This window comes from Microbacterium testaceum (genome assembly GCF_001476285.1).
GTDB lineage: Bacteria > Actinomycetota > Actinomycetes > Actinomycetales > Microbacteriaceae > Microbacterium > Microbacterium testaceum_B.
Genome location: NZ_LDRU01000040.1, coordinates 1 through 24609, shown reverse-complemented (window position 1 = coordinate 24609; position 24609 = coordinate 1). Strand labels below are relative to the sequence as shown.

Genomic DNA, 24609 nt, shown 5'->3' with positions numbered 1-24609 from the left:
GAGGAGAGAATCCCATGTCCCTTACCCACGAAACCTCCCAGACCGTCCGCTCCGTGCACGTCGACGCGAGCGCCGTCAGCGCGTGGAAGCCCCTCAATGGGGTCGGCGGCATCCCGGGCCCCGCCACCGGATTCGAGCAGTTCCCCGACCTGACGCCGATCTGGCGCGAGGCGGGAGTGAGCGTCGTCCGCTCGTTCGACTGGATGTCACGGCTCGACACCCGCGACAATCCGACGAGCCTCTTCCCCGACTGGGCCGCCGACCCCGACGATCCGGCGAGCTACAACTTCACCGCGACCGACGAGTGGGTCGAAGCCGTGCACGCGATCGGCGCCGAGGTGCTCTTCACGGTGGCCAGCTCGATCCCGAAGAACAAGCTGCCCGCCGAAGACATCGAGGTCTACGGCAGAGTCGTCGAGCACGTCGTCCGCCACTACGCGCAGGGGTGGGCGGGCGGCCCCGCCAAGCCGATCCGGATGTTCGAGTTCGGCGATCAGCCCGACCTCGGCCCGCTGCACTTCGCGGGTCGCCCGGAGGAGTTCTACGACATGTACGCGGCGTTCTGCGCCGCGGTCCAGCGCGTCGACGACACGCTGATCATCGGGGGCCCGGCCGTGGCCTTCCCTCTGAACGCGGATGCCGCCTACAGGGAGGGCTTCCTCGCCTACGTCCGCGAGCATGGTCTGCCGCTCGACTTCTTCTCGTTCCTGTGGTTCACCGATTCCAGCCGCGACCCGCTGAACTTCGGCTACGTCGCCGACGATCTTCGTCGCCTGCTGGACGAGTACGGATTCACGAAGACCGAGCTGATGCTCTGCTACTGGAACTACCTCTCGATCCCGACGAGTTCGGCCCCCTCCGATGAGAAGGGTGCGTTCCAGGTGGCGACGGCGATCGCCCTGCAGGACACGGCGATCGACAGCGCTTTCTTCTTCCGCGCCGACAGCGGACGGGATCCGCACTACGGCATGGTCGATCCCGCCGGCGTCTACGGCGCCGACGGACCCGATGAGCGCGCCCGCGCGCTGATCCTCGCCGGTAGAACGATGACGGGTCAGCGGCTCGCGGTGACCGGCGGCGACACCTCCGGCTTCGCCTGCGCGGCGGGCCGCGACGGCGACACCGTCCGCGTGCTGGTCGCGAACTTCGTCGCCCCCGCCTCAGCGCTGGAGAAGAGGGAGAGCGACACGTTCACGTTCCGCATCCCGATCGGAGAGCAGCGCATCGAGTTGAGCCTCGACCTGCCCCCGCAGCGGGCGGAGCTGGCATCCGCCGGTGTCACCTCGGCGCACGTCTCGATCGCCAACCTGCCGTGGGCCGGCCGGACCGTCTCGCTCACGCAGACCGCGCTGAGCGGCGAGACGTCCGAGCCCCGTGAGGCGCGGGTATCCGAGACGGGTGACCTCGAGCTCGATCTCGCGATCACTCCGCAGTCCGCGGTCCTCCTCGAGGTCACGGCGTAAGGCCACCACGTCCGCGAGCGATCTCAGCGCCAGAATCCCACGTGCGGCTGAGCCGCCTCGTCCTCCAGGTGCGGGCCCGACACCTCGACGGGGCGGGTCCCGTGCGCGAAGACGGTGCGCGACGGGAGGTCGAGCGAGGCGCCGTCGTCCTCGGGTCCGGCCAGGGCGATGAGCCCCGTCCCCGACAGCGCGTAGACCACGCGGCCGATCCCCGCCCAGAAGACCGCGCCGCAGCACATCGCGCAGGGTTCGCACGAGGTGAAGAGAGTGGATGCCGGCAACTCGGCGGCATCCACCTCGGTCCACGCGCGGCGCACGAGGTTCGTCTCGGCGTGACCGGTGACATCACGGTCGGTGAGGACGGTGTTCTCGGCTTCAAGGACACGGCCGTCAGCGGTCACGAGGAGCGCACCGAACGGGTGGTTGCCGTGATCGCGGGCGAGCTGGGAGAGCTCGATCGCTCGGCGGAGATGGGCGAGGTCGGTCGCGTCGAGGGTGTCGGCCATGAGTCGATGATGGCGCGCTCCGACGCGCGATCGAAAGAACGACGACTGCCTCCTGCCCGACGGACGAAGGAAACGTCCGGTTCGGGCAGTTAGTCTCGACGCATGACCTGCTCCCGCCCGACGTTCGCCGAGATCTCCGAGTGGGTCGCCGACTATGAGAAGCACGACCACGTCGCCCACGCGACCGTGCACGTCCTCCCTCAGGAAGACCCCGAGCACCTCGAGTCGGGAATCGTCGCGGTCCACCTGAATCACGGCCCCGCCTCGATCTACCTCAACGTCGACTGCGACCGGAAGTGGACGGCCGCCCTCACGGAGCGGTCCGGCGAGTTCCCGCTCTCGGGCGGGCACCTCATCGCTCTCGGCGAGGAGCTGTTGACGACCGGGCGACTCTGCGAGTACCTGCAATCGCGGACGGCCTGAGTGGAGATCGAGCCGGGAATCTACGAGCACTTCAAAGGCCAGCGCTACGAGGTGTTCGGAATCGCGAGGCACTCCGAAACCGAGGAGGTCTTCGTCTCGTACCGCAAGCTGTACGACGACTACTCGTACTGGGTGCGTCCCGTCGACATGTTCACCGGTGACGTCGAGCGCGACGGGTATTCCGGCCCCCGATTCCGGCGGATCGCCTAGCGGCTGCCCCGGCCTCGCGACCGAGAGCCGTGGCAGCCGCGCGCCGTCACACGCTCGTCCGCTGCGGGCCGGTCATCGACGACTCCCCCGTCGAGCCCTGCGCCGTGCTCGGAAGCGCCTCGGGCACGAACCGCCGCCGGAACGGCGCCGCCAGGGTCGGCAGCACACTGCGTCGGTGCACGATCAGGGCGACGACGGCGATCGCGATCTGCACTCCCGAGAGGACGTAGCGTCCCCCGGTGTCGGTGACGAAGAACTGCACCGCAAAGATCGCCGCGAGCGACGCCGCCGACCACCAGTGGAAACGCAGCGCCATGATGATCGCCACGCCCATGACCGTCTGCGAACCGGTGAGCACGAACTCCTCGATCTGACGCGCGTCGAGGGGAAGATCTCCCCCGCCGCCGCCGAAGAAGTGCGCGAGCGGCAGCGACCCGACGAGCAGGCTCCACTGGTTGATCTTCGACGCGATGAGCGTGCCGATCGCGGCCGCTCCCATGCCGCGCAGCGCGAACATCACGGCGATGATGAACTCGGGAGCTTCGGATGCCAAGGGCGCCAGCCACTGCACGAGGAAGTAGCTGTCGATCCCCAGCGCCGACCCGGAGTCGACGAGCGCCTCGGCGAAGGGCTCGGCGCAGGCGAGGATGATGGCCGCGGCCACGACGAACAGGGCGATCACGGTCAGGCGACGGGGACGCTGCGGCATGTCGGCGATGAGCGCCGCGGGTCCCACGAAGTGCTCCTCGTCGTCGTTCTCGGCCTGGCTGGCGCGCCAGAGGTAGAACGCGAACGCGGCGATCAGCACGAGGCCGAACCAGATGGGGATGTGTCCGAGGAAGGGGATCGCGAAAGCGAGGACGGCGAGCACCGCGAGGAAGCCCACGTCGAGCCGGGACTCTTCGGGCAACTGCAGGTACGACACCCGCGCAGCCCGCTTGCGCTTCGCCGCCCGGTTCGCCACCATCAGCGCCACGATCACGACGAGCGGCCAGCCGAAGCCGAGCAGCAGGCGGTTCGAGCCGGTCATGTTCGCCGCGGCGAACTGCTCGTACGCCGGGTCGTATCCCGAACGGAAGGCGTAGTAGAGGTCGACGGCGTACTCCGGCAGCACGGCGATGAGCGCGAGGATCGCGATCGCGAGCGGCCCCGAGATGTCTTTCTGCGCCGCCTCGGCCGCCCAGGCGAGGATGAAGCTCGCCGCCACCACGGCTGCTCCGAACACGACGAGGTCGAGGAGGGCGTCCGGGTGGAACCCGAAGAGGCGGAAGACGATGGCGGGCGCCGCGATGAGCAGGCACAGGCCGATGCGATGGATGAGCGCGCGAGGCATGGGTGGTCTCCGGTCGGACGCGGCCGAAGACGGTACAGCGACGCTTCGGCCTGGGCGGGCCGAAGGTCTCGCTCGCCTCGCCGCCGTGCGGCCGAGGTGGGATGCCGGGCGATCGTCGTGATCGCCAGTATGTCGACATCGCCGCGGACCGCGCGCGGCCCGGAGCTACTCCCCTTCGTTGCACTCAGCTTTCGACATCGCGATTCCTGAGCGCAAGCTGTGAGCGCGATTGTCAGTTTTTAGGGTGCCCTAACTCCCGCATTTCCGCGGCGGGCGTCACGCATTCTCAGCGTTTCGGGAACCCGAACGAGACCTGTCCGTCCCGCCCCGCCATCATCGATCCGCGAGATGCGAGATCGCCGTCACGAGCCGATCTACCGGCAAGCGTGCGTCCATCTCGACTGTCGCGCCGCGCCGAAGCAGCGGCTCGACCTCCGCGACGTAGCGCCGGATCTCTCCCTGTTGCTCCAGGGAATGACCGTAGGGGTTGTTCGTCCGCGAACGCACCCGCGCGATCAGCACGTCGATCGGCGCGCTCAGCAAAACCACGTGTTCGAATCGGTCGTAGAAGCGACCCTGGTTCTCGACCGTTCCCGAGACGACGACGATGCTTTCTGTCGCCAGCAACTCCGCCATGCGTGCCTCGTCCCAGGGGCCACCGTTCCCGTCGGTCCACCCGTCGTCATCGGTGTCGACGGTCCGGTAACCGCGACGCGCCAGCTCGGCGATCACCGTCGACTTCCCGGTGCCCGACATTCCGGTGATGAGGACTCTTGCCACAGGGCCACGCTAACGCGGTACCTCTGGGACCGATCGCCGGTGGCCCCTACCGCGACTCGAGAGCGAGCCGTCCGGCGAGCAGAACATAGGTCGCCGCGAATGTGCGGCGCAGCCACGCCATGACTTTCGGCCGAGTTATCACCTGGGTGCGCATCGTCGCGGCGAAGACGCCGTAGAGCGCGAACACGACGAACGTCAGCGCCATGAACACGAGGCTGAGCCAGACCATGTGCCACGTGCCGTTGGTTTCGCCCGCGGGAACGAACTGCGGCAGGAAAGCGAAGAAGAAGATCGTCAGCTTCGGGTTGAGCAGGTTGATCAAGACGGCGGTTCGGATCACGCGCCAGAACGAGACGGGCTCCGCGCTCGCGTCGACGTCGATCAGCGACTTGTCGCGGAAGGTCTGCCAGGCGAGGTAGAGCAAGTAGGCGACACCCAGCCACTTGATGGTCTGGAACGCAATCGCCGACGCGTTCAGAATTGCAGCGAGTCCGGTGATCGCGGCGATCATGTGCGGGATCACGCCGAGAGTGCAACCGAAAGCGGCGATGATGCCGGCCTTGGTGCCGCGAGAAAGCCCGGCGGCGATGGAGTAGACGGCCCCCGTGCCCGGGGTGGCGACCACGACGAGGGTGGTCAGCAGGAAGGCAATGCTCATCGAAGTTCCTCCGAGGGTCGTTGCTTCCGCACAGTACCGCGTTCGCCGGCCCGCTGACGCCGTGCTCCGTTCCGCCCCCGCTTGACTTCGAGCGCGCTCGAACTCTTAGCCTGACCGCATGGCAGACGACGAGACGCTCCTGACCGTCGCGCAGATGGCGGAAGCGACGGGGGTCACCGCGCACACGTTGCGCTACTACGAGCGCGCCGGCCTCATCCGCCCCGTGGCGCGCAACGCCGGAAACCAGCGCCGATACAGCGCGGTCGACGTCGACTGGGTCGCCTTCCTGCTCCGACTCCGCCAGACCGGCATGCCGATCGCGCAGATGCGCGAATACGCCGACCTGCGGCAGCTCGGCGACGCGACGATCGACGACCGCCTCCGCCTCCTCGAGGCCCATCAGATCGCTGTGCGAGAGCAGATCGCCGCGCTCCGCGCCCACGAGAAGGCGCTCGACGACAAGGTGCGCGTCTATCGCCGCATCCTCACCACGCGAGAAGGAAAGAAGCCATGACGGATCGCCAGCAGAAGTTCGCCTCCGGCAAGAAGGTTCTGGATGCCATCGACGGCGACGCCGGCACAAAGGTCATCGATGCGCTGGCCGATGTTTCCCCGGAACTCGCTCACCAGGTCGTCGCGTGGGCCTTCGGCGAGATGTACGCCCGCCCGGCACTCGCGCCGAGGGAGCGCCAACTCGTCACCCTCGGCATCCTGACCGCCCTCGGCGGGTGCGAGCCCCAGCTCGACGTCCACGTGAATGCGTCGCTCAACGTCGGGCTCACACCGGAGGAGATCACCGAGGCGATGCTCCATGCCGCTGTCTATTGCGGCTTTCCCCGGGCGCTGAACGCGACGTTCGCGGCGAAGAAGGTGTTCGCCGAGCGCGGGCTGCTGCCCGTGGGGTGAGGAACAGCTGAGATCGTCCGGGCGCTCAGCCCCCGCCATCAATGACGCAGAACCTGTTGCCCTCCGGGTCTTCCATGATGATGAAATCGGCATCCGAGGGCCGACGACTCCACTCCACCTCGCGGGCGCCCAGCGCGCTCAAGCGTGCGACCTCGGCCGCCTGGTCGTCGGCGTAGAGATCGAGGTGGATGCGAGGGGGCAGCACCCTCGTCGACCGCATCGCGTCGAGCGAGACGTTGGGCCCCCCGCCTCCCGGCGGCCCGAGCAGCACGAAGTCTTCCGACGCGCTGCGGCGTTCGTATCCGAGAGCCGCCGTCCAGAACGCTTCCTGACGGGCGAGATCGTCGACACGGATGACGATGGATCCCACGATCAACATCGCGACCTCCCTTGTTCGGCGGCAACCGGTTAGCGTCTCCCGCCATGGTGTCCGTTCGCATCCCCCACGTCGAGGGGGCGCGGGATCTGACTCGCTCATCTCACGCTGATCGCCGTCGGTCCGACCGAGATTGCGCAACGTCCGATGCACCGCCGGCACGTGCCGCATCGCATCATGGGCCGAGACGCGTCGTCGTGGCCGGACGAAACCGTCGACCTCCGAGGTTGCGCCTGGTGAGCGCACCGCCACCGTTGATGAACCTCCTCAGAGCCCTGTCGAGCGCCGACGCCCTCGGCGTAGCATTCGAGTAAGCCGGGTCCTCCGCGGCATCCGGTCCCTCCGTCACAACGAGCACTCGGGAGAAGCAATGGACACGATGGCCATGATGAAGTCGATGGACATGGGCGAGATGACCATGGACATGGATGCCATGCAGGAATGCATGCAGTCCCTGAACGCCTGCGCGATGGCCGCGGCGATGTGCGCCGGCAGCGACATGATGCACGGCCCCGAGATGGCCACGTGCTGCGCCATGTGCTCGAACATGGTCGAGATGGCTCAGGCGACGATGCACATGATGATGCGTCCGGCCGGGATGAACATGGACGTGATGAGCGCCATGATGACTGCCTGCATGACCATGGGCAAGGCGTGCGCCGCCGAGTGCCGCGCCCACGCCGACATGGACGAGATGTGCCGCTACTGCGCCATGGCCTGCGACGACATGGTCATGAAGTGCGAGGCCATGATGGCCTCGATGTCTGCCTGATTGCTCTCTTCCCGCGCGGCCGCTGACGTTTCGTCGGCGGCCGTTCGGCTACGCGACGCGCGCGGTCGTGGTGATCGCGGCGGCGCTGAGGAGTTCCGCGACCGGGTGGTAGGCCACCGGCTCCCCCACCGCGATGTCGACCGCGGGTCCCACGACCCGCAGTTCCGTCGTCGTGCCGTTCAGCAGTGCCACGGTCACGGTCGCGCCGTCGGCGTCGACCACGAGGCCGTCCCACCACGCGGACGGGTTCGAGGCTGCCATGCAGCGCTGGATCGGGTGGACTGTCGACGAGATCGTGCGGGACATGGCTTCACCTGCCTTCGGAGGGGGTTGGTGAGATGAAGCTACGGGATGCCGGCGACTCAGGCCGCGGAGGGCGTAGCGGGACGTAACACCCGGGCCGTGCCGAACCGCCCGCGCCCCGAGGACGAGCAGCGGGTCTCAGCGATCGCGCAGCACCGCGTCGAGGTCGTCGACCGCGGCGGCAACGTCCGCGGAGAACAGCAGAGCGATGTCGGAATGCGTCGCTGTCGGTAGTTCACGACAGAGCGACCCCGGGGGCAGAGCCTCCTCGTACATGCGGCGCAGGGCGTCACCCTGCTCGCGGAGGTCGTCGGCGCTACGGAACTGCGCTTGCAGCGGATCGATCGCACCCGCGCGCAGAACGATCGTCGGGGCGGCGAAAGGGCCGGGGCCCAGTTCGTCGAGGATCTCGGTGAAGTTCGCACCCTCTCGCGGTCCGGTCCTCAGGCCGTCGGCGACGTGGCGCTCGCGAACGAGCTGACGGATGCGCGGCGGAAGGTCGGTGGTGACCGATTCTCTCTATCGCCGAGCGGCGGCGCGATGCTCGTCCGTCACGACGACGGACGTCGAGGCGTTGGGCTTGATGCGCAGCCGCTCGGGCATCGCTTCGTTCCACGCGCCGTGCACGGGGTCAAGCAGGACCATTCCGGCGACGCGGTCGGGGAACAGCTGCGCGAAGCGCTGCGCGTACGCACCCCCGAGGGAGTGACCGACCAGGACGACGGGCCCCTGTACGTCCACCGCGCGAAGGAGAGCCTCGAGCTCCTCGGCGACAGCAGCCGCCGTCCGCGGGAGAGCAACGGGAGAACTCCATCCGGTGCCAGCCCGGTCGTAGATGATCCCGGCGCGCGATCGGGTCAGGCGGTCGAAGCTCAGCCACAGGTCGAGACCCATCTCGCCTGAGCCAGGCAGGAAGACCACGCACGGGCTAGGCCCTTCCCGGACGTCCGCCCACAGGCGACGATCCTCCACCTCGACGAATCGCCCTCTCGGCGGCGTCACACCGGTGAGGGGCTGCGCCGAATCGTCCACATCCCCACCGTAGCGATCACCGACACCCGCGACGCGGGGCCAGCCCGCCGAAGCACACGCCGGTGGCGAAAGTCGATGGCGCATGGACACACTGAGCGGCGCAACGTCCGTCACGTGTGGTGCGCGTCAGCTCCGTCGAGCGGAAGGTCATCGTAGATCCGCAGTGCCAGCGCCACCTGCAGAGGATCAACCCCGCGCGCGCCGACCGAGCCCTCGAACCGATCGACGCGCTGCCGCACGGTGTTGCGATGGACGCCGAGGTGCTCCGCCGCCCGCACCGCGTTCTTGTCGGCGGCGTAGTACGCCGCCACGGTTTCGCGCATCGAGCGGGCATGCTCGCCGGCACCGGCGTAGTCGCCCAGAACCTCGCGCACCCACGTCGCCGTCGCCGTCGCATCCTTCGTCAGCAGCTGGACGAGAGCGACCTGCGGGTCGGCGTACGACACCACCGCGCGATCGCGGTAGCGCGGCGACGACAGAGCGACGAGCCGCGCGATCGCGGCCTGCTCGTGCGTTCGGCGGAAGCCTTCGACCTCGTGACCCGGCTCGCCGAGCGCGATCCGGACGCCGGGCACCGTCGCCACGAGCTCCTCGACCTGCGCGAGAACGCCCGCGTCGAGGAGCGGTGCCCCGAACCACGCCCACGCCGTCGACCGGTCCACCGCCGTGATCAGCGGCGGTGTGGGAGAGCGCACCACCGTGGCCAGCCGGCGCAGCAGAACGTCGATCTCGTGCTGGCGCGCCGCTTCCTCGGCATTCACATCCGACCAGGCCATGACCCCGAGGTGCGCCTGCGCGAGCGTGTACCCGGTCTCCGACGCGAATCCGCGGATCGGCAGGGAGTCTCCGCGCAGCACCTTCAGGATGATGCTGGCGTTGAGGGTCGCGCGCGTGCTCCACCAGCGTCGGCGCTCCTGCTCATGAACGCCCGTCACGAGCTGCAGGATCCAGTCGATGTAGCGGTGCACGACATCGGCGATCTCACGGACGACGTCGATCTTGACCCGGTCCGCGACGCCCAGACGCTCCGCTTCGTCCATCCCGAGGCGCAGGAACATGCTCTGCCCCAGGTAGTAGGCGCGCGTCAGAGCCGACAGCGGCACGTCGCGCTGCGCGAGGCGCGCTGCGTACTCCACAGCAGCGGTCGTGGGCTGCAGGCTGTCGAGGTCGATGTGGTTGGCGAGGATGTGACAGATGGTCGTCACGTTGCCTTCGATGCTCGCCTGCAGCATCTCGACCAGTTGCGGATCGCCACCGAGGTCGTCGATACGGGATGCCAGGAGGTCGCGCATCTCGCGGACGATCTCGGGCATGCGCAGGTCGAGCTGTCGCGCGACGAGCGCGAGCAGTTCGGCCACGTCGTCGGCGTGCCCCGCCTCGGACTCGGATGCCGTCGTCACGCGGGCTGCACCTCCGCCGACCGTCCCGTGGGCGTGGGCACGATGCCGCGCAGCGCGCGACGGGCGGCGTTCACCCCGCACAGGCCGTGGATCCCCGGCCCCGGGGGCGTGGCAGCGGAACAGAGGTAGTAGCCCGGCACCCCCGTATCGTACGGCTGGGCCGTGATCCGTGGACCGAGTGTGAACTGCAGCGGCGTCTTCGCGCCGGTGAGGATGTCGCCCCCGACGAAGTTCGGGTTCCGCCGGCTCCACTCCGTCGCGGTGATGACCCGCATCGCCAGGATGCGATCCCGGAATCCGGGCGCGAACCGCTCGATCTGCGACACCACGGCTTCGGTGGCATCCCCCGTGTATCCGGCGGGCACGTGCGCGTAGGCGTACAACGGGTGCACGTCCCCGACGGAGCGCTGCGGGTCGGCGACGTGCTGCTGCCCGACGAGGACGAACGGGCGCTCCGGCATCCGTCCCTCGGCGACGTCACGTTCGGCCGCCGCGATCTCGCGCGCCGACCCGGCGAGGTGCACGGTACCCGCGCGGCCGGTCTCTTCCGCCCGCCACGGCACACCGCCTTCGACGGCGAACTCCACCTTGAAGGCCGCGGGCCCCGGGCGGAACCGCCGGAACGCCTCGGCCGTGCGACGGGGCATGCTCCCCCCGAGGATCTCGGCGACGGCGTGCGGGTGCACGTCGAGCATGGCGACGTCGTGCGGGGGCAGGTCTCGTCGGGACCGGATGCGCCTCCCGGTCTCGAACGTCACGCCGCGCTCGCGGAGCCGCGCGATCACCGCCGCGGTGAGCGTTCCCGTTCCGCCCGCGACGACGGGCCACCCCACGGCGTGCCCGGCGGTGATGATGCCCGCGCCGATTCCACCGACCAGCGGCTGGTCGAGGCGCTGGAACGCGTGCGCCGCGACGCCCAGGAACAGCGCGCGCGTCCGCTCCTCGGCGAAGGCGCGCGAGGTCCACAGCGGGGGCAGCGCCGCGGACGCCCCGAAGCGCGCGAGGAGGAAGGGATGACGAGGGATGCCGACGAGCGGGCGGAGGATGTCTTCCGACAGCGCCGCGAACGATCGGGACGACGGCCCGAACATCGCCCGCCACCGCCAGCCGTCGCGCCCGAGCTCGGCCGCGGTGTCGTCGATGGAGCGGCGCAGGAGCACCACGTCGCCGTCGTCGAGCGGGTGGGCGCAGTCGATCTCGGGGAGCACCCAGGGCGACTCGGGCAGGTCGAGGTCGGCGAAGTACGGCGACCCCGCGGCCATCGGGTGCACCGCGGCGCAATGGTCCTGGATGAGCCCCGCGAGGAGGGGCTCGCTGTTGCGCGCCCCTCCCCCGAGTTCTTCCGCCGCCTCGATGACGTGGACGTCGAGCCCGGCGGCAGACAGGGTCGCGGCAGCGGCCAGTCCGTTCGGACCGCTGCCCACGACCACCGCTCTCGTCACTTCGGTACCCGCTCTCCCCGCCTCCGCGAGACCGTGCGGACGCTGTTCGTCACGTCGGCCACTCGGCCGGCCGCGTCGGCACGCCAGGACCGCTCGAGCGGGATGGGGCCGTCCGCAAGCCACGGCTGGGCGGCCACGGCATCCGCCACGCGCCACCGTCCCCGCTCGATGACACCCCGGGCCGCATCTATCACCTTGTACTCCTGGAAGTTGGCGTGGATGGCTTGGGACTCCACCCATACCACCACGAACTCCCCGGGCTCGAAATGGCAGCGGCTCTGCAGGGCGCGGATGAGCGACTCGTCGTGGAGGTGTCCGTCGCCGAAGTTGAATCCGATGACCGAGTTGCAGGCGAACTCGCCCTCGCGGATGGTGCGCGTCTCGATGTCGGGCAGTGCCCGGTACAGCGCCGAGAAGAGACCGCGGCCCTGGCTGTGCATCGAACGCCAGGCCAGCGTCTGCTGCATCGTGATCTCGGCGATCTCGGGGGCGTAACCGAGCTGCGTGAGCTGATCGACCTGGTTCGAGGTCGGCCGGATGACGGCATCCAGCTTCTGCTCCGCTCCCGGGGTGAAGGTCCACAGCGCCGACGCCCAGTTACCCGCGTACTGGCGCATCGACGGCAGGAACGAGACCTTGTCGGGGCGCAGGTTGCCGAGCACCGGGAAGAAGAGCAGCGCCGCGACGATCCCGGCGAGCAGCCACCCATTCGAGAAGTCGGTGACCGCGTACCCCGACTGCGCGGGGAATCCGAGGAAGAGGAACACCGCGGCGTAGCAGAACAGGGTGTTCCACTCGAGCGGGACGGCGAGCGGGAACGTCGAGAAGATGAACAGGTGGAAGCCGACGATGAGGACGACCCCGGCAAGCGTGACCCAGAAGTTCTGTGAGAACAGCAGCACGAGCGGAACGGCGATTTCGACCGTGGTGCCCATGGCGTGAGCCATGAAGTGCGCGAGCTTCGACGGGCGGACGTCGCGCGGGAAGTCGCGGTACAGCGCGCGCTTGAGCCACCGCGGCGGCCAGAACGGGGTGTTGCTGAGCATCGGCGGGATGACGTTGACGAAGTGCTTGCCGAACTTCGAGATGCCCGCGCACACCCACACGGTCACGATGAGCAGCTTCAGCGCGATGATCATGTCGACGAACGACAGCGTGGCGAAGAAGACCAGCGCCGGCAGGTACTGCTCGATGCGCGAGGCGACCGCGATCGTCTTGTCGCGAACGCCCACGATCACCAGGAGCGCGATCGCGACGATCACGGGAGTGGTCTGCACCAACCCACTCGTGTTCTCGGGGAGCGCCGCGGCGAGCGCGGGGGTCACCGTGCCGGGGAGCACGAGCGCCGCGGCCAGCGCGGCGAGGAATCCGAGGTAGACGACGACATCGAACACCGTCCGGGTGTCACCGGCCGTCCCCGGCACCCACGCCCACGGCCGCAGCCGGATCGTGCCCGGCCGCGCCCAGAACTGGATGCCACCGGTCATGGGCTTGAACTTGCCCGCCGTCGGCCCCCACGAACCGGCCAAGCCGACTGCCTCGAGCAGCATCGTCCAGATGATCGCCTTCTGGTAGACGATCGGCTGATTCCACCACTGGTCGACCTGCCAGAACCATCCCACGCCGCTCGTGGCGGTGATGATGATGCTGCCGACGAGGAGCCAGAGCACGACGATCTTGACGACGTAGGTCGCGGCGATCATGCGGGGTGAACCGAAGCCGTACTCCACCCAGTGCAGGCTCAGCGCCCTGATCCGCTCGCGCAGCGGCTGGTGCAGGAACGTGGTCGTATCCACGGGCGGAAAATCCGCTGTCTTGAATCCCATGACAACTCCTTCGGTGACGGGATGGGGGAAGAGAAGTGGTCAGGCGGCGGCCGCGGCGAGCGCGCGGCGCATCGCGGGCTTGTCGACCTTGCCGACCGGGTTGCGTACGAGATCCGTGACGATGCGGATCTCGGCGGGCACCTTGATCTTGGTGAGACCCTGCGCGCAGTGAGCGCGCAGTTCGTCCTCGGTGACCGCCTCGCCGGGGTGGAGGACGACGTCCGCGATCGGAACCTCGCCGTAGACGGGGTCGGGACGCCCCACGACCGCGGCCTCGAGCACCGCGGGATGCGTGGCGAGGAAGGCCTCGATCTCCTTGGGGTACAGATTCTCGCCGCCGCGGATGATCATGTCCTTGGCCCGATCGACGAGCGTCAGGTAGGCGTCTTCGTCCAGGATGCCGATGTCCCCCGTCCGCAGCCATCCTCCGCGCATCACCTCGGCCGTGGCATCCGGTCGTCCGAGGTATCCGCGCATGACGGTCGGGCTGAGGATCGCGACCTCGCCTCGCACGCCCGGGGGCACGAGACGGCCCTCGTCGTCGAGGATGGCGATCTGTTGGCCCGGGAGCGCGCGACCGACGGTGCCCGGCTTGCGTTCGCCCCACAGCGGGTTGCACGCCGAGGCGCACGTGGCCTCGGTGAGGCCGTAGCCCTCGAGGATCGGGATGCCGAATCGCTCCTCGCTGAGGGCGAGGAGTTCGGCGCTGGCCGGCGCGGCGCCGCAGATCGCCACGCGCAGCGAGGGGAGGCGCGGAATCTGTTCCCGCGGCACCTCGGCCAGGCGGGCGAAGATCGCCGGCACCGCCGAGAAGTAGGTGGGCCGATAACGCTGGATCGCGTCGAGGAACGTGCCGGGGGCGAAGCGTTCCAGGATCGACACGCTGCCGCCCGCGCTGATGGGGGCGAGGAAGCTCACGCAGAGCGAGTTGACGTGGAAGAGGGGCAGGACGAGCAGCGCCTGATCGTCGGGTCCGAGCTCGATGTGGCGGCGGAGGGAGGCGGCCATGGCGCTGAGGTTGGCGTGATCGAGCATGACGCCCTTGGGCTGGCCCGTCGAGCCGCTCGTGTACACGAGCAGGGCCAGTGTGTCGGGGGTGATGGGCGGGTCGTCGACGGGTCGGTCGGGGATGCGCGCGAGGTCCGCCGGCGCCAACGTCTCGACCTCGACCGCGGGGGCGCCGGCCGTCACGAGCAGACGCGCTCCCGAGTCGTCGAGTTGGTAGCGCAGTTCCCGTTCCGTGAACGTGGGGTTCACCGGCGTGACGGCTGCGCCCACGCGCCAGGCGCCCAGCATCGCGGCAAGGAACGCGACCGAGTTCGGCAGCATGATCGCCACCACGTCCCCGCGTCCGATGCCGCGCGCGGCGAACTGCTCCGCGCACGCGGCCGCCCGCCGTTCGAGTCCGCTGTAGCTGAGTTCTTCGGTCACGTCACGCACAGCGGGCCGACCGGTCCCGGCTGAGGGGCTCCGCCACGGCAGATGCGCGAGGCCGGACACCGAGAGCGGTGTCGTGGTGCGAGTGTCGAGTTCGTCGAGAGACATCGTCGTTCACCTCCCCGCGCCGACGGCTGCGTCGGACGCGATTCGAGCGTTCTGGTGCGCGTCTTCGCGCTCCCCTCACGCTAGAAAGGTCGGCTGGGCAGCACAGTGGCGCGGGTGGCGAACTTCACACCGCGAGGTGTGCACCGTGCACGGGTGGGGCGGTTCGTCGGCCGGGGGGGGGAATCCCGGCCTATCGGCTTCCCGTTGTCGGGAATGGTCGTCGTCGTTGAGCGGAACGAGCACAACCCCGTCGGGACTGTTGCAAAGCGCGTCCGGGGCCATTCCTACCCGCGCTAGCCTCGGGGCATGACAACGCGCGATGCGTCGGGGCGCACCGTCGACGCGGCCCAGGACGCCCTCCACGAAGCCATGCGACGCAGCGACACGGATGCCCTGCAGGACTTGCTCTTCGAGGGTCTGACGTTCGAGCTTCCTGATGGCTCGGTGACCGACCGCGAAGCCGACCTGAACGCCCACTCGACCGGAGCGGTTCGCTTCGAGCAGTTGCTCGAGCTGCATCGATCAACACGAGAGCACGCGGGGAGGGCTCGGGTCGACTCATTGATCGACGCACGGCTGATCGACGACGGTCACCACGTCGAAGGAAAGATGAACTACCTCCGCTATTGGTCGATCATCGATGGGCGGTGGCAGGTCGTCGCCGGCAGCGTCCAACCGGTGCAGTGAGTCGGGTGTTGTTCACACACTCACGAGTGGCCTTCCGGGTTCCCGACGAGCTTCCCTCGGTGGAGACGCCTCCCCAGTTGCGTACGACGAAGGCGGAGGCGTTCACCATCGACGTGCCGTCCGGCGCACGCATCGAGCACGGCACAGGCGGCGACGATCCCCTGCTGACGGCGCGATGGAGCGAGGCGGTCGTCCGCGTCGTCGCGCATCGTGAGATCGGCGTGATGACGGTGCGCGACTATGGCGTGGACATGATGAGTGTCGTTCACGCGAGCGAACCGCACGTGCACATTGACCATGTCGAGTACGGAACGCTGGCGGGGATCGACTGCGCCGTCGTCCGGGGCACGGCCGACGCGTTCGCGGTCGTCGCGGTGTGCGCTGCTTTGGGGGCGAATCGGGTGGTTGTTCTCGGCTCCGTTCCCATCGACGACGACCACCTCGCGGACCAGGTCGATGTCGTGCTGGGCTCGCTCAGAATGGCGTGAGAGAAGCAAGCGCGACGCCTTCGCGCAACGGGTGAGGAATCGTTCTGCTCTCGCCACGTGTTCAGGGCGAGACGCGCACGATCGATACGTTGTATGCAGCGCCTTGCCCGAGGACGCTGTCGTTCACGCTCAACGTTGGGTCCTCATGCGTGTGATTCTTTCCCTCGTCGCCTTCGCCGCGTGCGCTATCGCGCTGATCGCCGGAATCTCCCTCTTCGCGGGCACCGTTCCGGGTGGGGCGTGCGAAGGAGTGGTGTACGACGCGGCGACATGCGAGAGTCTGCGCCTTCGGCAATCGCTCCTCGCCGCGATCTTGATCGGGTCGGCGGTGATTGCCGCGTCTGTCGTCAGCGGCGCTCTGATCATCTCGGCGGCAACGGTGCGCGGGCGACCCACCGCCGCCGAAGAGCTGCCGACAGGCTGAAGCCCGCTCATCACCTGAGACAGCCGCGCCCGCTCGGAGCGTGCGGTTCTCCGATGGCGGCAGCGGTTCCTGCGCGGCCCGGTCTACGGTGAGGATCGTGCAATCGTTACGCCCCCGGACGAACACAGACCTGCCTGTCATCGCGAGCTGGGTTCCCGACGCCGAGGCTCTCTACGCCTTCGCCGGCCCGTGGATGACGTGGCCCTTCCTCCCGCGCGACCTCGACGATCTGCACAAACGACCCGGCGCGACCGCCTGGATGCTGGACACCGGAGAGGGCGAGCCCGTCGGCCACGTGCAGCTCACCCCGGCCGATGACGCTTTGCGCATCGGCCGACTGATCGTCGATCCGACCGTGCGCGGCCATAGCTCTCGCCACCGACACCCGGGAGGCTGGGGCAGCACGCCGAGGCGCACCTCACCGCGGGCCTCGACGGCAACACCTACTCCCTGCCGATGACAGCGAACGCACCCACCGGGCAGACCGGGCCAGCGTTCCGCGAAGCGTCCTTGGCTCGCCGTAGGTACGATCTGCGCATGCGCCAGCCCAAGCAACCGCCGGTGACGCGGACGACGGCGCAGCTCGTCATCATCGTCGGCTCGATGATCCTCTTCGTCGGCCTCGTCTTTCTGACGATCTTCCTGGCGCTGGGAGACCCGACCGTCACCAGTGCCCGAGGTGTTCCCCTGTGGTTGTCCACGTCCGTCTTGTTGGTCATCGGGAGCGCAGTGATCACGGTCGGAGTGGTGATGTATCCGCGAGGTCGTTCGGGCACACCGCCGACGTGATTCGACCGGTCGCGGGAGGCGTACCGCTCTTCACGGCGCCAGGGAGCATCAAGGGATGCCACCTCTCTCGCCCGATCCCCCACTCCCCGACTGCGACGTCTGCACGTCGGTCGCTGAGTACCGGATGAGCTACGGCGAGCGCGAGCTGGTCATCCGTACGGCCGAGGATCGACTCGCCGAGCGGCTGGACGACGGACGCATGCATGTCCTCCGCGCCGACGTCCCCCTCCGCGACATGGTGCCACTGGCCGAATCCGACCTGAAGTACACGATCGTCCTCTTCGCGCACTGCGCCGCGTGCGGGACGACGTGGTTCTACGGGCTGTGCATCCGCGGCCGGCCGGCGTACAAGCCGGTGCAGGCGGGTGCCGAGGAGAGGTGGCCGTGGTCTCCGGTGCCGGAGCGGGAACGGTGGGCGCGATGACGGGCGACCGGATGCCGAGAAGCTGAGGGGATCCTCGCGACAGCCGCGTCCGCTCGAAGCGCGCGGCTCTCCGGTGACGACAGCTGCCCGATCTACGGTGAAGAGGTACGCAACCGCCTGGAGTCGTCGCTGCACCGGGACTCGGACGCTCCGATCGCACTAATGGCCTACGTCCTCTGCGCCCGCCGTCGAAAGGTCAGAACATGCCCTCCGCCGTCACGCTCATCCGTTCGACCGCCCTCTCCGACAGCGCGGAGTACGCGTACGCCGCCACCGCTCCCGCCGACGCGCGGCTGATCTTCCTCGCCGGTTCCTGCCCGCTGAACCTCGATGGCACGACCGCGGGCGTCGGCGATTACGCAGCCCAGGCGGCGAAGTGCGTCGAGAACATGAGGATCGCTCTTGGCGAGGCCGGCGCGGAGATCACGGACGTCATCAGCACGCGCGTCCTCGTCGCCTCGACCCGCCAGGCCGACCTGGTGTCGGCGTGGGAGGTCGTCCGGGAGGCATTCGGCGAGCACGACGTGCCGAGCACGCTCCTCGGCGTGACCGTGCTCGGCTACGACGACCAGCTCGTCGAGATCGAGGCGGTTGCGGCGGTCGTCGACCACTGAGACGAGGGAGCGCCGACTCATCAGGACCTCGCACGACGGTTGAGGTCAGAACGTCGAGCCCCTCAGGAAGTGGCGTTATCTCCGGACGGACGTCGCTCTCACCACGAGGGGGATCAGGATGCCGAGCACCGCCGGCACGACAAGCATGACGAGCAGTCCCCACTCCGAATGAACCCCGATCCGATCGTCGTCACGGAACCCTTCGAATAGGGGCAACCCGACAAAGGAACCAGGGATGACGACAGTGGCGACTGCCGTACGGGCCGCTTCGGAAACCTGCACGAAGACCGTCAGCGTGGCGGCGACGGCGACCACCCAAAGAGCTGAAGCAACCGATAGCGGCCGAAGCACGAGAGGGCGATCCTCGCGGTTGGTCTGAGTCATGGGCTGTGTCCTCTCGCGCCGGTGCCATCTACACAGACGGCCGCCGAGAGTCACCCCGCCATACGAGCACCTGCGTGGTTCGGCGAGCCGTGGAGCTCACGCTAGGCATGCGAACATGCGCGCGGAGGAGAATTCACCGTGCCTGGCCGGAGAATTCATCCGGCGCTCGTCTCGGTTTTCGCATACGTGAGCCTGTGCTGGTCTGGCGTGGGCCAGCACGCCGGGGCCGACACCGCGCGAGGAGGCTGCAACCCCAAGAGTTGCCGCCACCATCAGCCTCGCTGTCGACACCGCCGGCGCGTCCCCAGGGCTCGAGCGAGAAGGGTCACGACGTCTCACTTCGACGCCGCGAGCACCACCGCCAACCCCTCCCGCAGATCGCGCACGGAGTCCCCCGGCATCTCCATCGCGGGGAAGTGGCCGCCCGCCTCGGGCGCCCGCCATCGCACGATGGGGCGGAACCGTTTCTCCGCCCAGGGCCGCGGATGCTTCTCGATGTCGTGCGGGTAGGTCGTCAGGGCCGCGGGCACCGTCACCCGCAGGTCGGGGTCGAGCGACTGATGACTCTCGAAGTAAATCCGCGCAGCTGACGCCCCGGTCGCGGTGAGCCAGTACAACGTCACGTTGTCCAGGAAGCGATCGCGCGAGATGGTCTCGAACGGCGAGTCGACCGTGTCGCTCCACTCGGAGAACTTCTCGAGGATCCACGCGAGCAGCCCGACGGGCGAATCGACCAGGGAGTACCCGATCGTCTGCGGCGAGGTCGCCATGACCTTCGCGTACGCGAGACGGTTCCTCTGGAAGGCGCGGGTGTGCTCGACCCATTGGCGTTCGGTCTCGTCGAGCACGTCGAAGCTGAGCCCGGGCGGCGCGATCGCGGTTGTCGTGTGGATGCCGATGACCTGCGCTGGAAACCGGCCACCGAGGGCGATGGCGACCGGCCCACCCCAATCGCCCCCGTGAGCGAAGAAGCGGCCGTACCCGAGCCTGCCCATGAGCTGCACACACGCGGCCGCGATGCGCTCGGTGCCCCATCCCTCTTCGGCGGGCTTGTCGGAATAGCCGAATCCCGGGAGCGAGGGCACGAGATGGCACGCCGGGCTCTCGGCATCCTGAGGTTCGGGGATAACCCGACATGTCGGTGACCGCTGTCATAATCAGGGTCGACATGGGGGAAATGCACTGATGGCAGTAGACAAAGACAAACAATCCGCGCGAACGATGACGAAGATCGTCTACTTCGACGAGGAGTCCGCGTCGGACTACCTCGACATCTCGGCGGGCGGCAAGGAAACTTCGACACGAGAGAACATCAAGGAGCGAGCGAAGAGTACGCACGCCGATGTGGAAACGAGCCTGATCGCCAAGCTGAGTTGGCTGCCATTCTTTGGCGGCTCAGCGGAGGTCAGCGCCGGTGCCGGACTGTCCGCTGCTGGTCGCAGCATCCTCAACAAGACGCTCTCGAACACGATACTCACCGACTACCTCGAGAAGAGTGAGGGTGACCAACGCGTCCTCCAACTGCGAGACCTACGGGTCGCCGCGCCGAAGGATTCCATGGCGTACATGAAGATGTACACGCCGTATATGGTGGTCCTCAAGATGGACGGGCTTCCCCTGGACCTAGCGCGTCTCGATGAAGCCCTGACGGGTGCTAAGGGGTACTACGAGCTCTTCGGCATCGGGCCTGACGGGTCAAAGCGTATCCTTCGCTTCAACATCAGAGCCTTCCGAAATAGCTACGGCCTCGCCGACCTCGGGCGGATGCGCCTCGTCTTCCATGGCATCCTCGTCGGCCAGACCGCCGAAAGCGACCTCGGCATGAAGGCTGAGATGTCACTTAACGCGGGCGACGAGCTCGTGACCGCAGTAGAACTCATTGACGGAACCCCCACCCCCGGCTCGGAGCTTCTCGACGTATACGACGTACTGCTCGCCGGAGTTGAGCATGTCGGGTGACATGAAAGTCACCATCTACTACGGCCCGCTCTCCTGGTTCCGTGACGAACTTGGAACGGCTGATTGTGAGTACCTACTCGATATTGTCAATGAGCGGGACGAAGCCAGGCGTCGCATCGTTCATACAGCCGAGGGCCAGGAGACTGGACGCGTCGCTTCAGGCCCGCGGCTCACGCGTGTGGTTGCTGAGTCCAGCGACTACGCGAGCATTCAGGAGCACGCGATCATGAACTTCATCGGGCTCGTCCGCCCGATCGATCCCGAGGAACTCGTCCTTCACAATCCACCTGCTCACATCGAGACGCAGCTGGCAAGGGAGCTCAATACTGACATCAAGCGATATGACTATCCGGCGGTGACGCGGGAAACGCTCGTTCGCTTTCGTGATGGCTTCGCGGGCCATCTTGTGGGCCAGGAGAGCGTCCGAGAGTCATTGCTCGCAGCGATGTACTCGCTCACGACGGCGCAACGCGCAAAGCCGGTTGTCCTGATGTTCTATGGCCCGTCGGGTGTAGGGAAGACAGAGACCGCCCAGTTCATCAACGGGCTTCTGGGCGGAACACTGCTGCGCAAGCAGTTCTCGATGTTCCACAACGACAAGTTTGCGTCGTACGTGTTCGGTGGGTCCCACTCCGAGGCGTCGTTCGCACGCGACCTACTGGACCGCGAGTCCGGAGTCATCCTCATTGACGAGTTCGACAAGGCGAACTCCGTCTTCCACAGCGCGTTCTACCAACTGTTCGATGGCGGCATTTTCGAGGACAAGAACTATACCGTGCAGGTGGGGCCGTCGCTGATCATCTGCACGTCGAACTACAACTCTGAGTCTGAGATTCGGGAAGCGCTAGGAGACGCGCTCTACTCGCGCTTCGATTCTCTTGTGCGGTTCACGGCTCTGTCGAAGGATGAGATAAAGCAAGTAATCGATCGCTTGGTCGATGCGCGCACATTATCTCTCGCTCCCGACGAGCAGGAGCGCCTGAGCGTGGACGACATCAAGACCACGTTGTACCCCCTGGCCGATGGACCGGGCAACGTTCGCAAGCTCAGCAAGCTGGTGGACGAAGTCATTTCGCTGGTTCTTGTGCGTGCAGTGCTCGAAGACGGGCGCGAAACCGACGCTAGCGCTAGGAGCACTTAGGTCCGCAGATGAGACGAGCCACGACCCGATTTTCAAGCTCGCGGGCTCCGATCCAACAGACCAGAGCATGAGCGGAGCGCAAGAGCCCCAGACGACTTACGACGACATCTTCGGAGATCTGGACGTCCGATGCCGCTGCTGGTTGAGCACGTTGGTCCATCCCGACGATCGACAACGACCGCCAGACGTCGCCCTTCACCTATTCAGGCAGCCCCGATCACCCGAGCTCGCTCACCAGACAGCTACGAACTGAGCAGGAACGAACTGCCCGATCTAGCGCAAGGAAGACCCGCAAATGATCTGAAAGCTGCGCCGGTCGACGCAGTTGTCCCGTTGCCCTCCTCGACCCGGATAGATGCCCACGGACACCGAGCTAAGTGTTGACCTCTGTTGCCAGTACTTCACAGTCGTGACCGGTCGCTGCGGTGCCAGTCGGGAGGCCATTCCGCGCGGATGGCGTCAACCCAAGCTATGGCTTCACCCGGCCATTGCGTCGGCGGCTCCTCGCCCTGGAAGAGGAACTTGGAGCCCCGCTCGCGCGCCCCTACTCCCAGCACCGCACCACCCGGCGTGCGCCGCCAGGCGCGAAACATTTGACCGTCTCGGGTGACCTCTACGGCGAAGCCGTGCGCCCGGGGGAGTCCGTGCTTCTCGGCGTCAACGATCCAATCAAGAAGGTCCGTCCAGTAGCGCCCTCCCTGCCGATCGAACTGGCCGTTCTGACATGTCCAGATCCAGTCGAGGCGGTCTTTAGTGACGTCGAACTCTCGGCGATCCAGGTGCGCACCGTGGTCATCTAGACCGCTATTACCGGTGTGCTCATCCAGAGTGCGAAGTCGCTCTTGTTTCCTCTCGCTCGCGCCGCGCAACGTCCTCACGAAACGAGCGCATGTAGGCCAGGCCCTCTCTTAAACCCGACTTGCGCCCGAGGTCGCTGTACCGTCCGGTGAACTTCGCCAGCAAGCCCAGCCGCAGCCGGGTGCCGACGAGGAGGGCAGCAACGAGCGCGGGCGTCAGCGGTCGGCCGAAAGCTCGTGCCCGAGCGCGCACGCTATCTGTGCGTGCGTAAAAACCAAATAGGTAAAAGAAGGGGAGGAGAGAGAGCGGCAACCAGAAGCCGAAGAACAACGAGCGGAAGAACTCTGCCCAGTCAGGCGGCTCCTGGAACAGGCGCACCGTCGTCCAGACGATGAGGAACGTACCCAACAACGCCAGAACGACATCGCACAGCCGCTGGACCGGGGCCCACTCGGGCTTGGTCGCGGCCACCGCGGTGAGAGCACCGAAGAAGATAGCCACGAGCTGGACCACAATCTCCCATCCGAGGGCAAGAGGGGCAGTGTCCAAGTAGAGAGTGAGCAGCGCCGCGAGCGTCAACGTTTCGCGGATAAGGCGGTGAGTCAGAGCGTCGCCCGTCTTGAAGCTCATTGAGCGGAAGGTCATCGGCAGTATCACTGTGAAGGTTGTGATAACCGTGTCCTTCAGAAGCGCGGGCTCCCAAAGGCCGACCGCCCTCGCAATGAGCGTGGACAAGACGCACATTGCGAGGACGAGCAGATACACGGCAACTAGGCGCGGCGCGAATGCCGCTGTCACCAATGGCTTGAGGTGCGGGACTACACCCCGCCTGGTCTTCGGCCATAGGAATATCGCCACGATGGCAGCGAAGATGATGATGAGTGTTGCCCACTCGCGAGAACTCAGCATTTAGCCCCCCGGTTTCGAGGCATAGCCTCCACCGGCACTCTAGAGGCGGCCACTGACACCGCCCGTCGGACCGCGCCCCGCATGCGGAGGGAGGTCAGGAAGCCTTATCGCGCAGCTTGGATAACATCGCGTCTACTCTTTCGACAGCGTTCGCGTGCATCCGCTCGTTTGTGTGAAGGTAACGGCGTTTGCTGGTAGCGGAGGCGTGATCGGCCCGCTCGTGGATCACGCGTTCGGAAGCTCCCGCTTCGGCGACCAGACTGAGACCCGTGTAGGACATCGGGACGCGAAAGTTAGCGTAGCCAGCGACTGCGCAAGCTGCGCTCCACGCACCTGGAGGCTACGTCGCGGCATCCGCTCGGCTCGTTCGCCTCGGGGACAGGGAAGCGTGCCCGATGGCGTGAGGCATCAACTCCAGAGCCTTTCGGCCGCGCTCCAGAAGCTCGACGCGCTTGTGCTGGCCCGTTTTGGTGTCGGCGGTGTAGCCATCCCGGTCTTCTGCCTTGTTGATGACCACGCCTCCACGCCCAATGATGAGTCTCACGACGGTCAGCACGAGGGCTACCCGGTCAAGCCATCCCGGAGCCGCAGTCGCGTCGAACCACCATAGCGGCGGCGGAGGCGCGTCTACGGACAAGCTCGCAGGCTCACCATATCGGGACGGCACAGCACCGCTCGTAGCCAGCTGGCCGTGTGCGACGCTGAGCCGTTGAGGCGGAGGTTCGGAGGGCTGACGAGAATCGAACTCGCATCATCTGCCCGGAAGACAGAGGCATTACCAATGACGTACAGGTCCGCATTTCCCGGCTAGTTCTCACCGCCCCGCAGCGGGTCGGACGGGTTTTGGTCGGGATCTCGGTTCTAAATTGTCGGGCGATCCCAGTGTTTGCATGGGATCCAACGGAACGCACCATCAGTTTGGAAGACTGGCGTGCGGCCGCCCTGACCTTCTCGCTCATGTAACACCCACGTAAACTCCCCCTCTCCCACCCCGCCCGGCGGGGTGGGAGAGGGGGA

Annotated in this window: 30 protein-coding genes; 15 read left to right on the top strand and 15 right to left on the bottom strand. The window is 67.2% G+C overall.

Annotation, left to right across the window (positions count from 1 at the left end; translation table 11 throughout):
* The first annotated feature begins 14 nt into the window (after window positions 1-14).
* Window positions 15-1463 (top strand): GH39 family glycosyl hydrolase, encoded by a 1449-nt coding sequence (locus NS283_RS08315; RefSeq protein WP_153003313.1) that lies wholly within the window; start codon window positions 15-17, stop codon window positions 1461-1463.
* Between the two features lie 23 nt (window positions 1464-1486).
* Here the strand turns inward: NS283_RS08315 and NS283_RS08310 are convergent, their stop codons facing one another.
* Window positions 1487-1969 (bottom strand): nucleoside deaminase, encoded by a 483-nt coding sequence (locus tag NS283_RS08310; RefSeq protein WP_058596393.1) that lies wholly within the window; start codon window positions 1967-1969, stop codon window positions 1487-1489.
* A 102-nt stretch (window positions 1970-2071) separates the two neighbouring features.
* Between NS283_RS08310 and NS283_RS08305 the strand changes: the two genes are divergently transcribed.
* Window positions 2072-2392 (top strand): hypothetical protein, encoded by a 321-nt coding sequence (locus NS283_RS08305; protein WP_058596392.1) that lies wholly within the window; start codon window positions 2072-2074, stop codon window positions 2390-2392.
* Window positions 2393-2602 carry a DUF1653 domain-containing protein gene (locus NS283_RS08300; RefSeq protein ID WP_058596391.1) on the top strand — a complete coding sequence of 70 codons (210 nt, stop codon included), beginning with the start codon at window positions 2393-2395 and terminating at the stop codon, window positions 2600-2602. It begins immediately after the preceding gene.
* A 46-nt stretch (window positions 2603-2648) separates the two neighbouring features.
* Here NS283_RS08300 and NS283_RS08295 read toward each other — a convergent pair whose 3' ends face one another.
* From NS283_RS08295 to NS283_RS08285, 3 genes are all read right to left on the bottom strand, one after another.
* Window positions 2649-3935, bottom strand: a complete 1287-nt coding sequence (locus tag NS283_RS08295; protein WP_058596390.1) for a sodium:proton exchanger — start codon at window positions 3933-3935, stop codon at window positions 2649-2651.
* A gap of 333 nt (window positions 3936-4268) precedes the next feature.
* Entirely contained in the window at window positions 4269-4715 is a 447-nt protein-coding gene (locus NS283_RS08290) for an AAA family ATPase (protein WP_058596389.1), read from the bottom strand.
* Window positions 4716-4761: 46 nt separating this feature from the next.
* Window positions 4762-5373 (bottom strand): LysE family translocator, encoded by a 612-nt coding sequence (locus NS283_RS08285; RefSeq protein WP_058596388.1) that lies wholly within the window; start codon window positions 5371-5373, stop codon window positions 4762-4764.
* A gap of 118 nt (window positions 5374-5491) precedes the next feature.
* Here NS283_RS08285 and NS283_RS08280 point away from each other — a divergent pair, with 118 nt between their 5' ends.
* Together NS283_RS08280 and NS283_RS08275 are read left to right on the top strand one after the other, a co-directional pair.
* Window positions 5492-5887 carry a MerR family transcriptional regulator gene (locus NS283_RS08280; RefSeq protein ID WP_058596387.1) on the top strand — a complete coding sequence of 132 codons (396 nt, stop codon included), beginning with the start codon at window positions 5492-5494 and terminating at the stop codon, window positions 5885-5887.
* Entirely contained in the window at window positions 5884-6279 is a 396-nt protein-coding gene (locus NS283_RS08275) for a carboxymuconolactone decarboxylase family protein (protein WP_058596386.1), read from the top strand. The genes NS283_RS08280 and NS283_RS08275 overlap by 4 nt, the downstream gene beginning before the upstream one ends.
* Window positions 6280-6304: 25 nt before the next feature.
* On the opposite strand, the gene NS283_RS08270 is transcribed toward NS283_RS08275, so the two are convergent.
* A complete protein-coding gene (locus NS283_RS08270; RefSeq protein ID WP_081317331.1) occupies window positions 6305-6658 on the bottom strand; it encodes a VOC family protein in 354 nt (117 codons plus the stop codon).
* 367 nt (window positions 6659-7025) lie between these two features.
* On the opposite strand from NS283_RS08270, the gene NS283_RS08265 reads away from it, so the two are divergent.
* Window positions 7026-7427, top strand: coding sequence for a hypothetical protein (locus tag NS283_RS08265; RefSeq protein ID WP_058596385.1), 402 nt, complete (start codon window positions 7026-7028; stop codon window positions 7425-7427).
* Between the two features lie 48 nt (window positions 7428-7475).
* On the opposite strand, the gene NS283_RS08260 is transcribed toward NS283_RS08265, so the two are convergent.
* The 7 genes from NS283_RS08260 to NS283_RS08235 all read right to left on the bottom strand — a co-directional run bounded on the left by NS283_RS08260 (window position 7476) and on the right by NS283_RS08235 (window position 14975).
* Window positions 7476-7733: a hypothetical protein gene (locus tag NS283_RS08260; protein ID WP_058596384.1), complete on the bottom strand. Its 258-nt coding sequence runs from the start codon at window positions 7731-7733 to the stop codon at window positions 7476-7478.
* A 135-nt stretch (window positions 7734-7868) separates the two neighbouring features.
* Entirely contained in the window at window positions 7869-8006 is a 138-nt protein-coding gene (locus NS283_RS18880; RefSeq protein WP_193752650.1) for a hypothetical protein, read from the bottom strand.
* A gap of 243 nt (window positions 8007-8249) precedes the next feature.
* Window positions 8250-8651, bottom strand: a complete 402-nt coding sequence (locus NS283_RS19230) for an alpha/beta fold hydrolase (RefSeq protein ID WP_058596383.1) — start codon at window positions 8649-8651, stop codon at window positions 8250-8252.
* Window positions 8652-8872: 221 nt separating this feature from the next.
* Window positions 8873-10162 carry a PucR family transcriptional regulator gene (locus NS283_RS08250; RefSeq protein ID WP_058596382.1) on the bottom strand — a complete coding sequence of 430 codons (1290 nt, stop codon included), beginning with the start codon at window positions 10160-10162 and terminating at the stop codon, window positions 8873-8875.
* Window positions 10159-11604 carry a phytoene desaturase family protein gene (locus NS283_RS08245; RefSeq protein WP_058596381.1) on the bottom strand — a complete coding sequence of 482 codons (1446 nt, stop codon included), beginning with the start codon at window positions 11602-11604 and terminating at the stop codon, window positions 10159-10161. The genes NS283_RS08250 and NS283_RS08245 overlap by 4 nt, the downstream gene beginning before the upstream one ends.
* On the bottom strand, window positions 11601-13430 hold the full coding sequence (locus NS283_RS08240; RefSeq protein WP_058596380.1) for a DUF3556 domain-containing protein: 1830 nt from the start codon (window positions 13428-13430) through the stop codon (window positions 11601-11603). The genes NS283_RS08245 and NS283_RS08240 overlap by 4 nt, the downstream gene beginning before the upstream one ends.
* Window positions 13431-13469: 39 nt before the next feature.
* The gene (locus NS283_RS08235) at window positions 13470-14975 is read right to left on the bottom strand and encodes a class I adenylate-forming enzyme family protein (RefSeq protein WP_081317329.1); all 1506 of its coding nucleotides are present in this window, start codon (window positions 14973-14975) and stop codon (window positions 13470-13472) included.
* 306 nt (window positions 14976-15281) lie between these two features.
* Between NS283_RS08235 and NS283_RS08230 the strand changes: the two genes are divergently transcribed.
* The 7 genes from NS283_RS08230 to NS283_RS08205 all read left to right on the top strand — a co-directional run bounded on the left by NS283_RS08230 (window position 15282) and on the right by NS283_RS08205 (window position 18401).
* Complete coding sequence (locus NS283_RS08230; protein ID WP_081317328.1) at window positions 15282-15662, top strand: nuclear transport factor 2 family protein; 381 nt, start codon at window positions 15282-15284, stop codon at window positions 15660-15662.
* 59 nt (window positions 15663-15721) lie between these two features.
* On the top strand, window positions 15722-16150 hold the full coding sequence (locus NS283_RS08225; RefSeq protein ID WP_058596378.1) for a hypothetical protein: 429 nt from the start codon (window positions 15722-15724) through the stop codon (window positions 16148-16150).
* A gap of 145 nt (window positions 16151-16295) precedes the next feature.
* On the top strand, window positions 16296-16574 hold the full coding sequence (locus NS283_RS08220; RefSeq protein ID WP_058596377.1) for a hypothetical protein: 279 nt from the start codon (window positions 16296-16298) through the stop codon (window positions 16572-16574).
* Between the two features lie 97 nt (window positions 16575-16671).
* Entirely contained in the window at window positions 16672-17034 is a 363-nt protein-coding gene (locus NS283_RS18635) for a GNAT family N-acetyltransferase (protein WP_153003311.1), read from the top strand.
* A 77-nt stretch (window positions 17035-17111) separates the two neighbouring features.
* On the top strand, window positions 17112-17363 hold the full coding sequence (locus NS283_RS08215) for a hypothetical protein (protein WP_058596376.1): 252 nt from the start codon (window positions 17112-17114) through the stop codon (window positions 17361-17363).
* Between the two features lie 55 nt (window positions 17364-17418).
* Window positions 17419-17787, top strand: a complete 369-nt coding sequence (locus NS283_RS08210) for a hypothetical protein (RefSeq protein ID WP_136587133.1) — start codon at window positions 17419-17421, stop codon at window positions 17785-17787.
* 203 nt (window positions 17788-17990) lie between these two features.
* A complete protein-coding gene (locus NS283_RS08205; RefSeq protein WP_058596374.1) occupies window positions 17991-18401 on the top strand; it encodes a RidA family protein in 411 nt (136 codons plus the stop codon).
* 75 nt (window positions 18402-18476) lie between these two features.
* Here the strand turns inward: NS283_RS08205 and NS283_RS08200 are convergent, their stop codons facing one another.
* A complete protein-coding gene (locus tag NS283_RS08200) occupies window positions 18477-18785 on the bottom strand; it encodes a hypothetical protein (protein ID WP_058596373.1) in 309 nt (102 codons plus the stop codon).
* 335 nt (window positions 18786-19120) lie between these two features.
* The gene (locus NS283_RS08195) at window positions 19121-19870 is read right to left on the bottom strand and encodes an alpha/beta fold hydrolase (protein WP_241492213.1); all 750 of its coding nucleotides are present in this window, start codon (window positions 19868-19870) and stop codon (window positions 19121-19123) included.
* Between the two features lie 136 nt (window positions 19871-20006).
* Here NS283_RS08195 and NS283_RS19085 point away from each other — a divergent pair, with 136 nt between their 5' ends.
* Together NS283_RS19085 and NS283_RS08185 are read left to right on the top strand one after the other, a co-directional pair.
* Window positions 20007-20744: a DUF6414 family protein gene (locus tag NS283_RS19085; RefSeq protein WP_206542548.1), complete on the top strand. Its 738-nt coding sequence runs from the start codon at window positions 20007-20009 to the stop codon at window positions 20742-20744.
* Between the two features lies 1 nt (window position 20745).
* Window positions 20746-21885, top strand: coding sequence for an AAA family ATPase (locus NS283_RS08185; RefSeq protein WP_206542547.1), 1140 nt, complete (start codon window positions 20746-20748; stop codon window positions 21883-21885).
* Window positions 21886-22704: 819 nt separating this feature from the next.
* On the opposite strand, the gene NS283_RS08180 is transcribed toward NS283_RS08185, so the two are convergent.
* Complete coding sequence (locus NS283_RS08180) at window positions 22705-23592, bottom strand: hypothetical protein (protein ID WP_058596371.1); 888 nt, start codon at window positions 23590-23592, stop codon at window positions 22705-22707.
* Window positions 23593-24609 lie beyond the last annotated feature (1017 nt).

Coding starts and splice junctions, on each gene's coding strand:
- NS283_RS18880 (WP_193752650.1), bottom strand. CDS start 8,006: ATGTACGAGGAGGCTCTGCCCCCGGGGTCGCTCTGTCGTGAACTACCG.
- NS283_RS08275 (WP_058596386.1), top strand. CDS start 5,884: ATGACGGATCGCCAGCAGAAGTTCGCCTCCGGCAAGAAGGTTCTGGAT.
- NS283_RS08205 (WP_058596374.1), top strand. CDS start 17,991: ATGCCCTCCGCCGTCACGCTCATCCGTTCGACCGCCCTCTCCGACAGC.
- NS283_RS08315 (WP_153003313.1), top strand. CDS start 15: ATGTCCCTTACCCACGAAACCTCCCAGACCGTCCGCTCCGTGCACGTC.
- NS283_RS08235 (WP_081317329.1), bottom strand. CDS start 14,975: ATGTCTCTCGACGAACTCGACACTCGCACCACGACACCGCTCTCGGTG.
- NS283_RS08305 (WP_058596392.1), top strand. CDS start 2,072: ATGACCTGCTCCCGCCCGACGTTCGCCGAGATCTCCGAGTGGGTCGCC.
- NS283_RS08240 (WP_058596380.1), bottom strand. CDS start 13,430: ATGGGATTCAAGACAGCGGATTTTCCGCCCGTGGATACGACCACGTTC.
- NS283_RS08215 (WP_058596376.1), top strand. CDS start 17,112: ATGCGCCAGCCCAAGCAACCGCCGGTGACGCGGACGACGGCGCAGCTC.
- NS283_RS08280 (WP_058596387.1), top strand. CDS start 5,492: ATGGCAGACGACGAGACGCTCCTGACCGTCGCGCAGATGGCGGAAGCG.
- NS283_RS08200 (WP_058596373.1), bottom strand. CDS start 18,785: ATGACTCAGACCAACCGCGAGGATCGCCCTCTCGTGCTTCGGCCGCTA.
- NS283_RS08230 (WP_081317328.1), top strand. CDS start 15,282: ATGACAACGCGCGATGCGTCGGGGCGCACCGTCGACGCGGCCCAGGAC.
- NS283_RS08295 (WP_058596390.1), bottom strand. CDS start 3,935: ATGCCTCGCGCGCTCATCCATCGCATCGGCCTGTGCCTGCTCATCGCG.
- NS283_RS08270 (WP_081317331.1), bottom strand. CDS start 6,658: ATGTTGATCGTGGGATCCATCGTCATCCGTGTCGACGATCTCGCCCGT.
- NS283_RS08210 (WP_136587133.1), top strand. CDS start 17,419: ATGCCACCTCTCTCGCCCGATCCCCCACTCCCCGACTGCGACGTCTGC.
- NS283_RS08310 (WP_058596393.1), bottom strand. CDS start 1,969: ATGGCCGACACCCTCGACGCGACCGACCTCGCCCATCTCCGCCGAGCG.
- NS283_RS08265 (WP_058596385.1), top strand. CDS start 7,026: ATGGACACGATGGCCATGATGAAGTCGATGGACATGGGCGAGATGACC.
- NS283_RS08220 (WP_058596377.1), top strand. CDS start 16,296: ATGCGTGTGATTCTTTCCCTCGTCGCCTTCGCCGCGTGCGCTATCGCG.
- NS283_RS08260 (WP_058596384.1), bottom strand. CDS start 7,733: ATGTCCCGCACGATCTCGTCGACAGTCCACCCGATCCAGCGCTGCATG.
- NS283_RS08185 (WP_206542547.1), top strand. CDS start 20,746: ATGAAAGTCACCATCTACTACGGCCCGCTCTCCTGGTTCCGTGACGAA.
- NS283_RS08285 (WP_058596388.1), bottom strand. CDS start 5,373: ATGAGCATTGCCTTCCTGCTGACCACCCTCGTCGTGGTCGCCACCCCG.
- NS283_RS08180 (WP_058596371.1), bottom strand. CDS start 23,592: ATGCTGAGTTCTCGCGAGTGGGCAACACTCATCATCATCTTCGCTGCC.
- NS283_RS19085 (WP_206542548.1), top strand. CDS start 20,007: ATGACGAAGATCGTCTACTTCGACGAGGAGTCCGCGTCGGACTACCTC.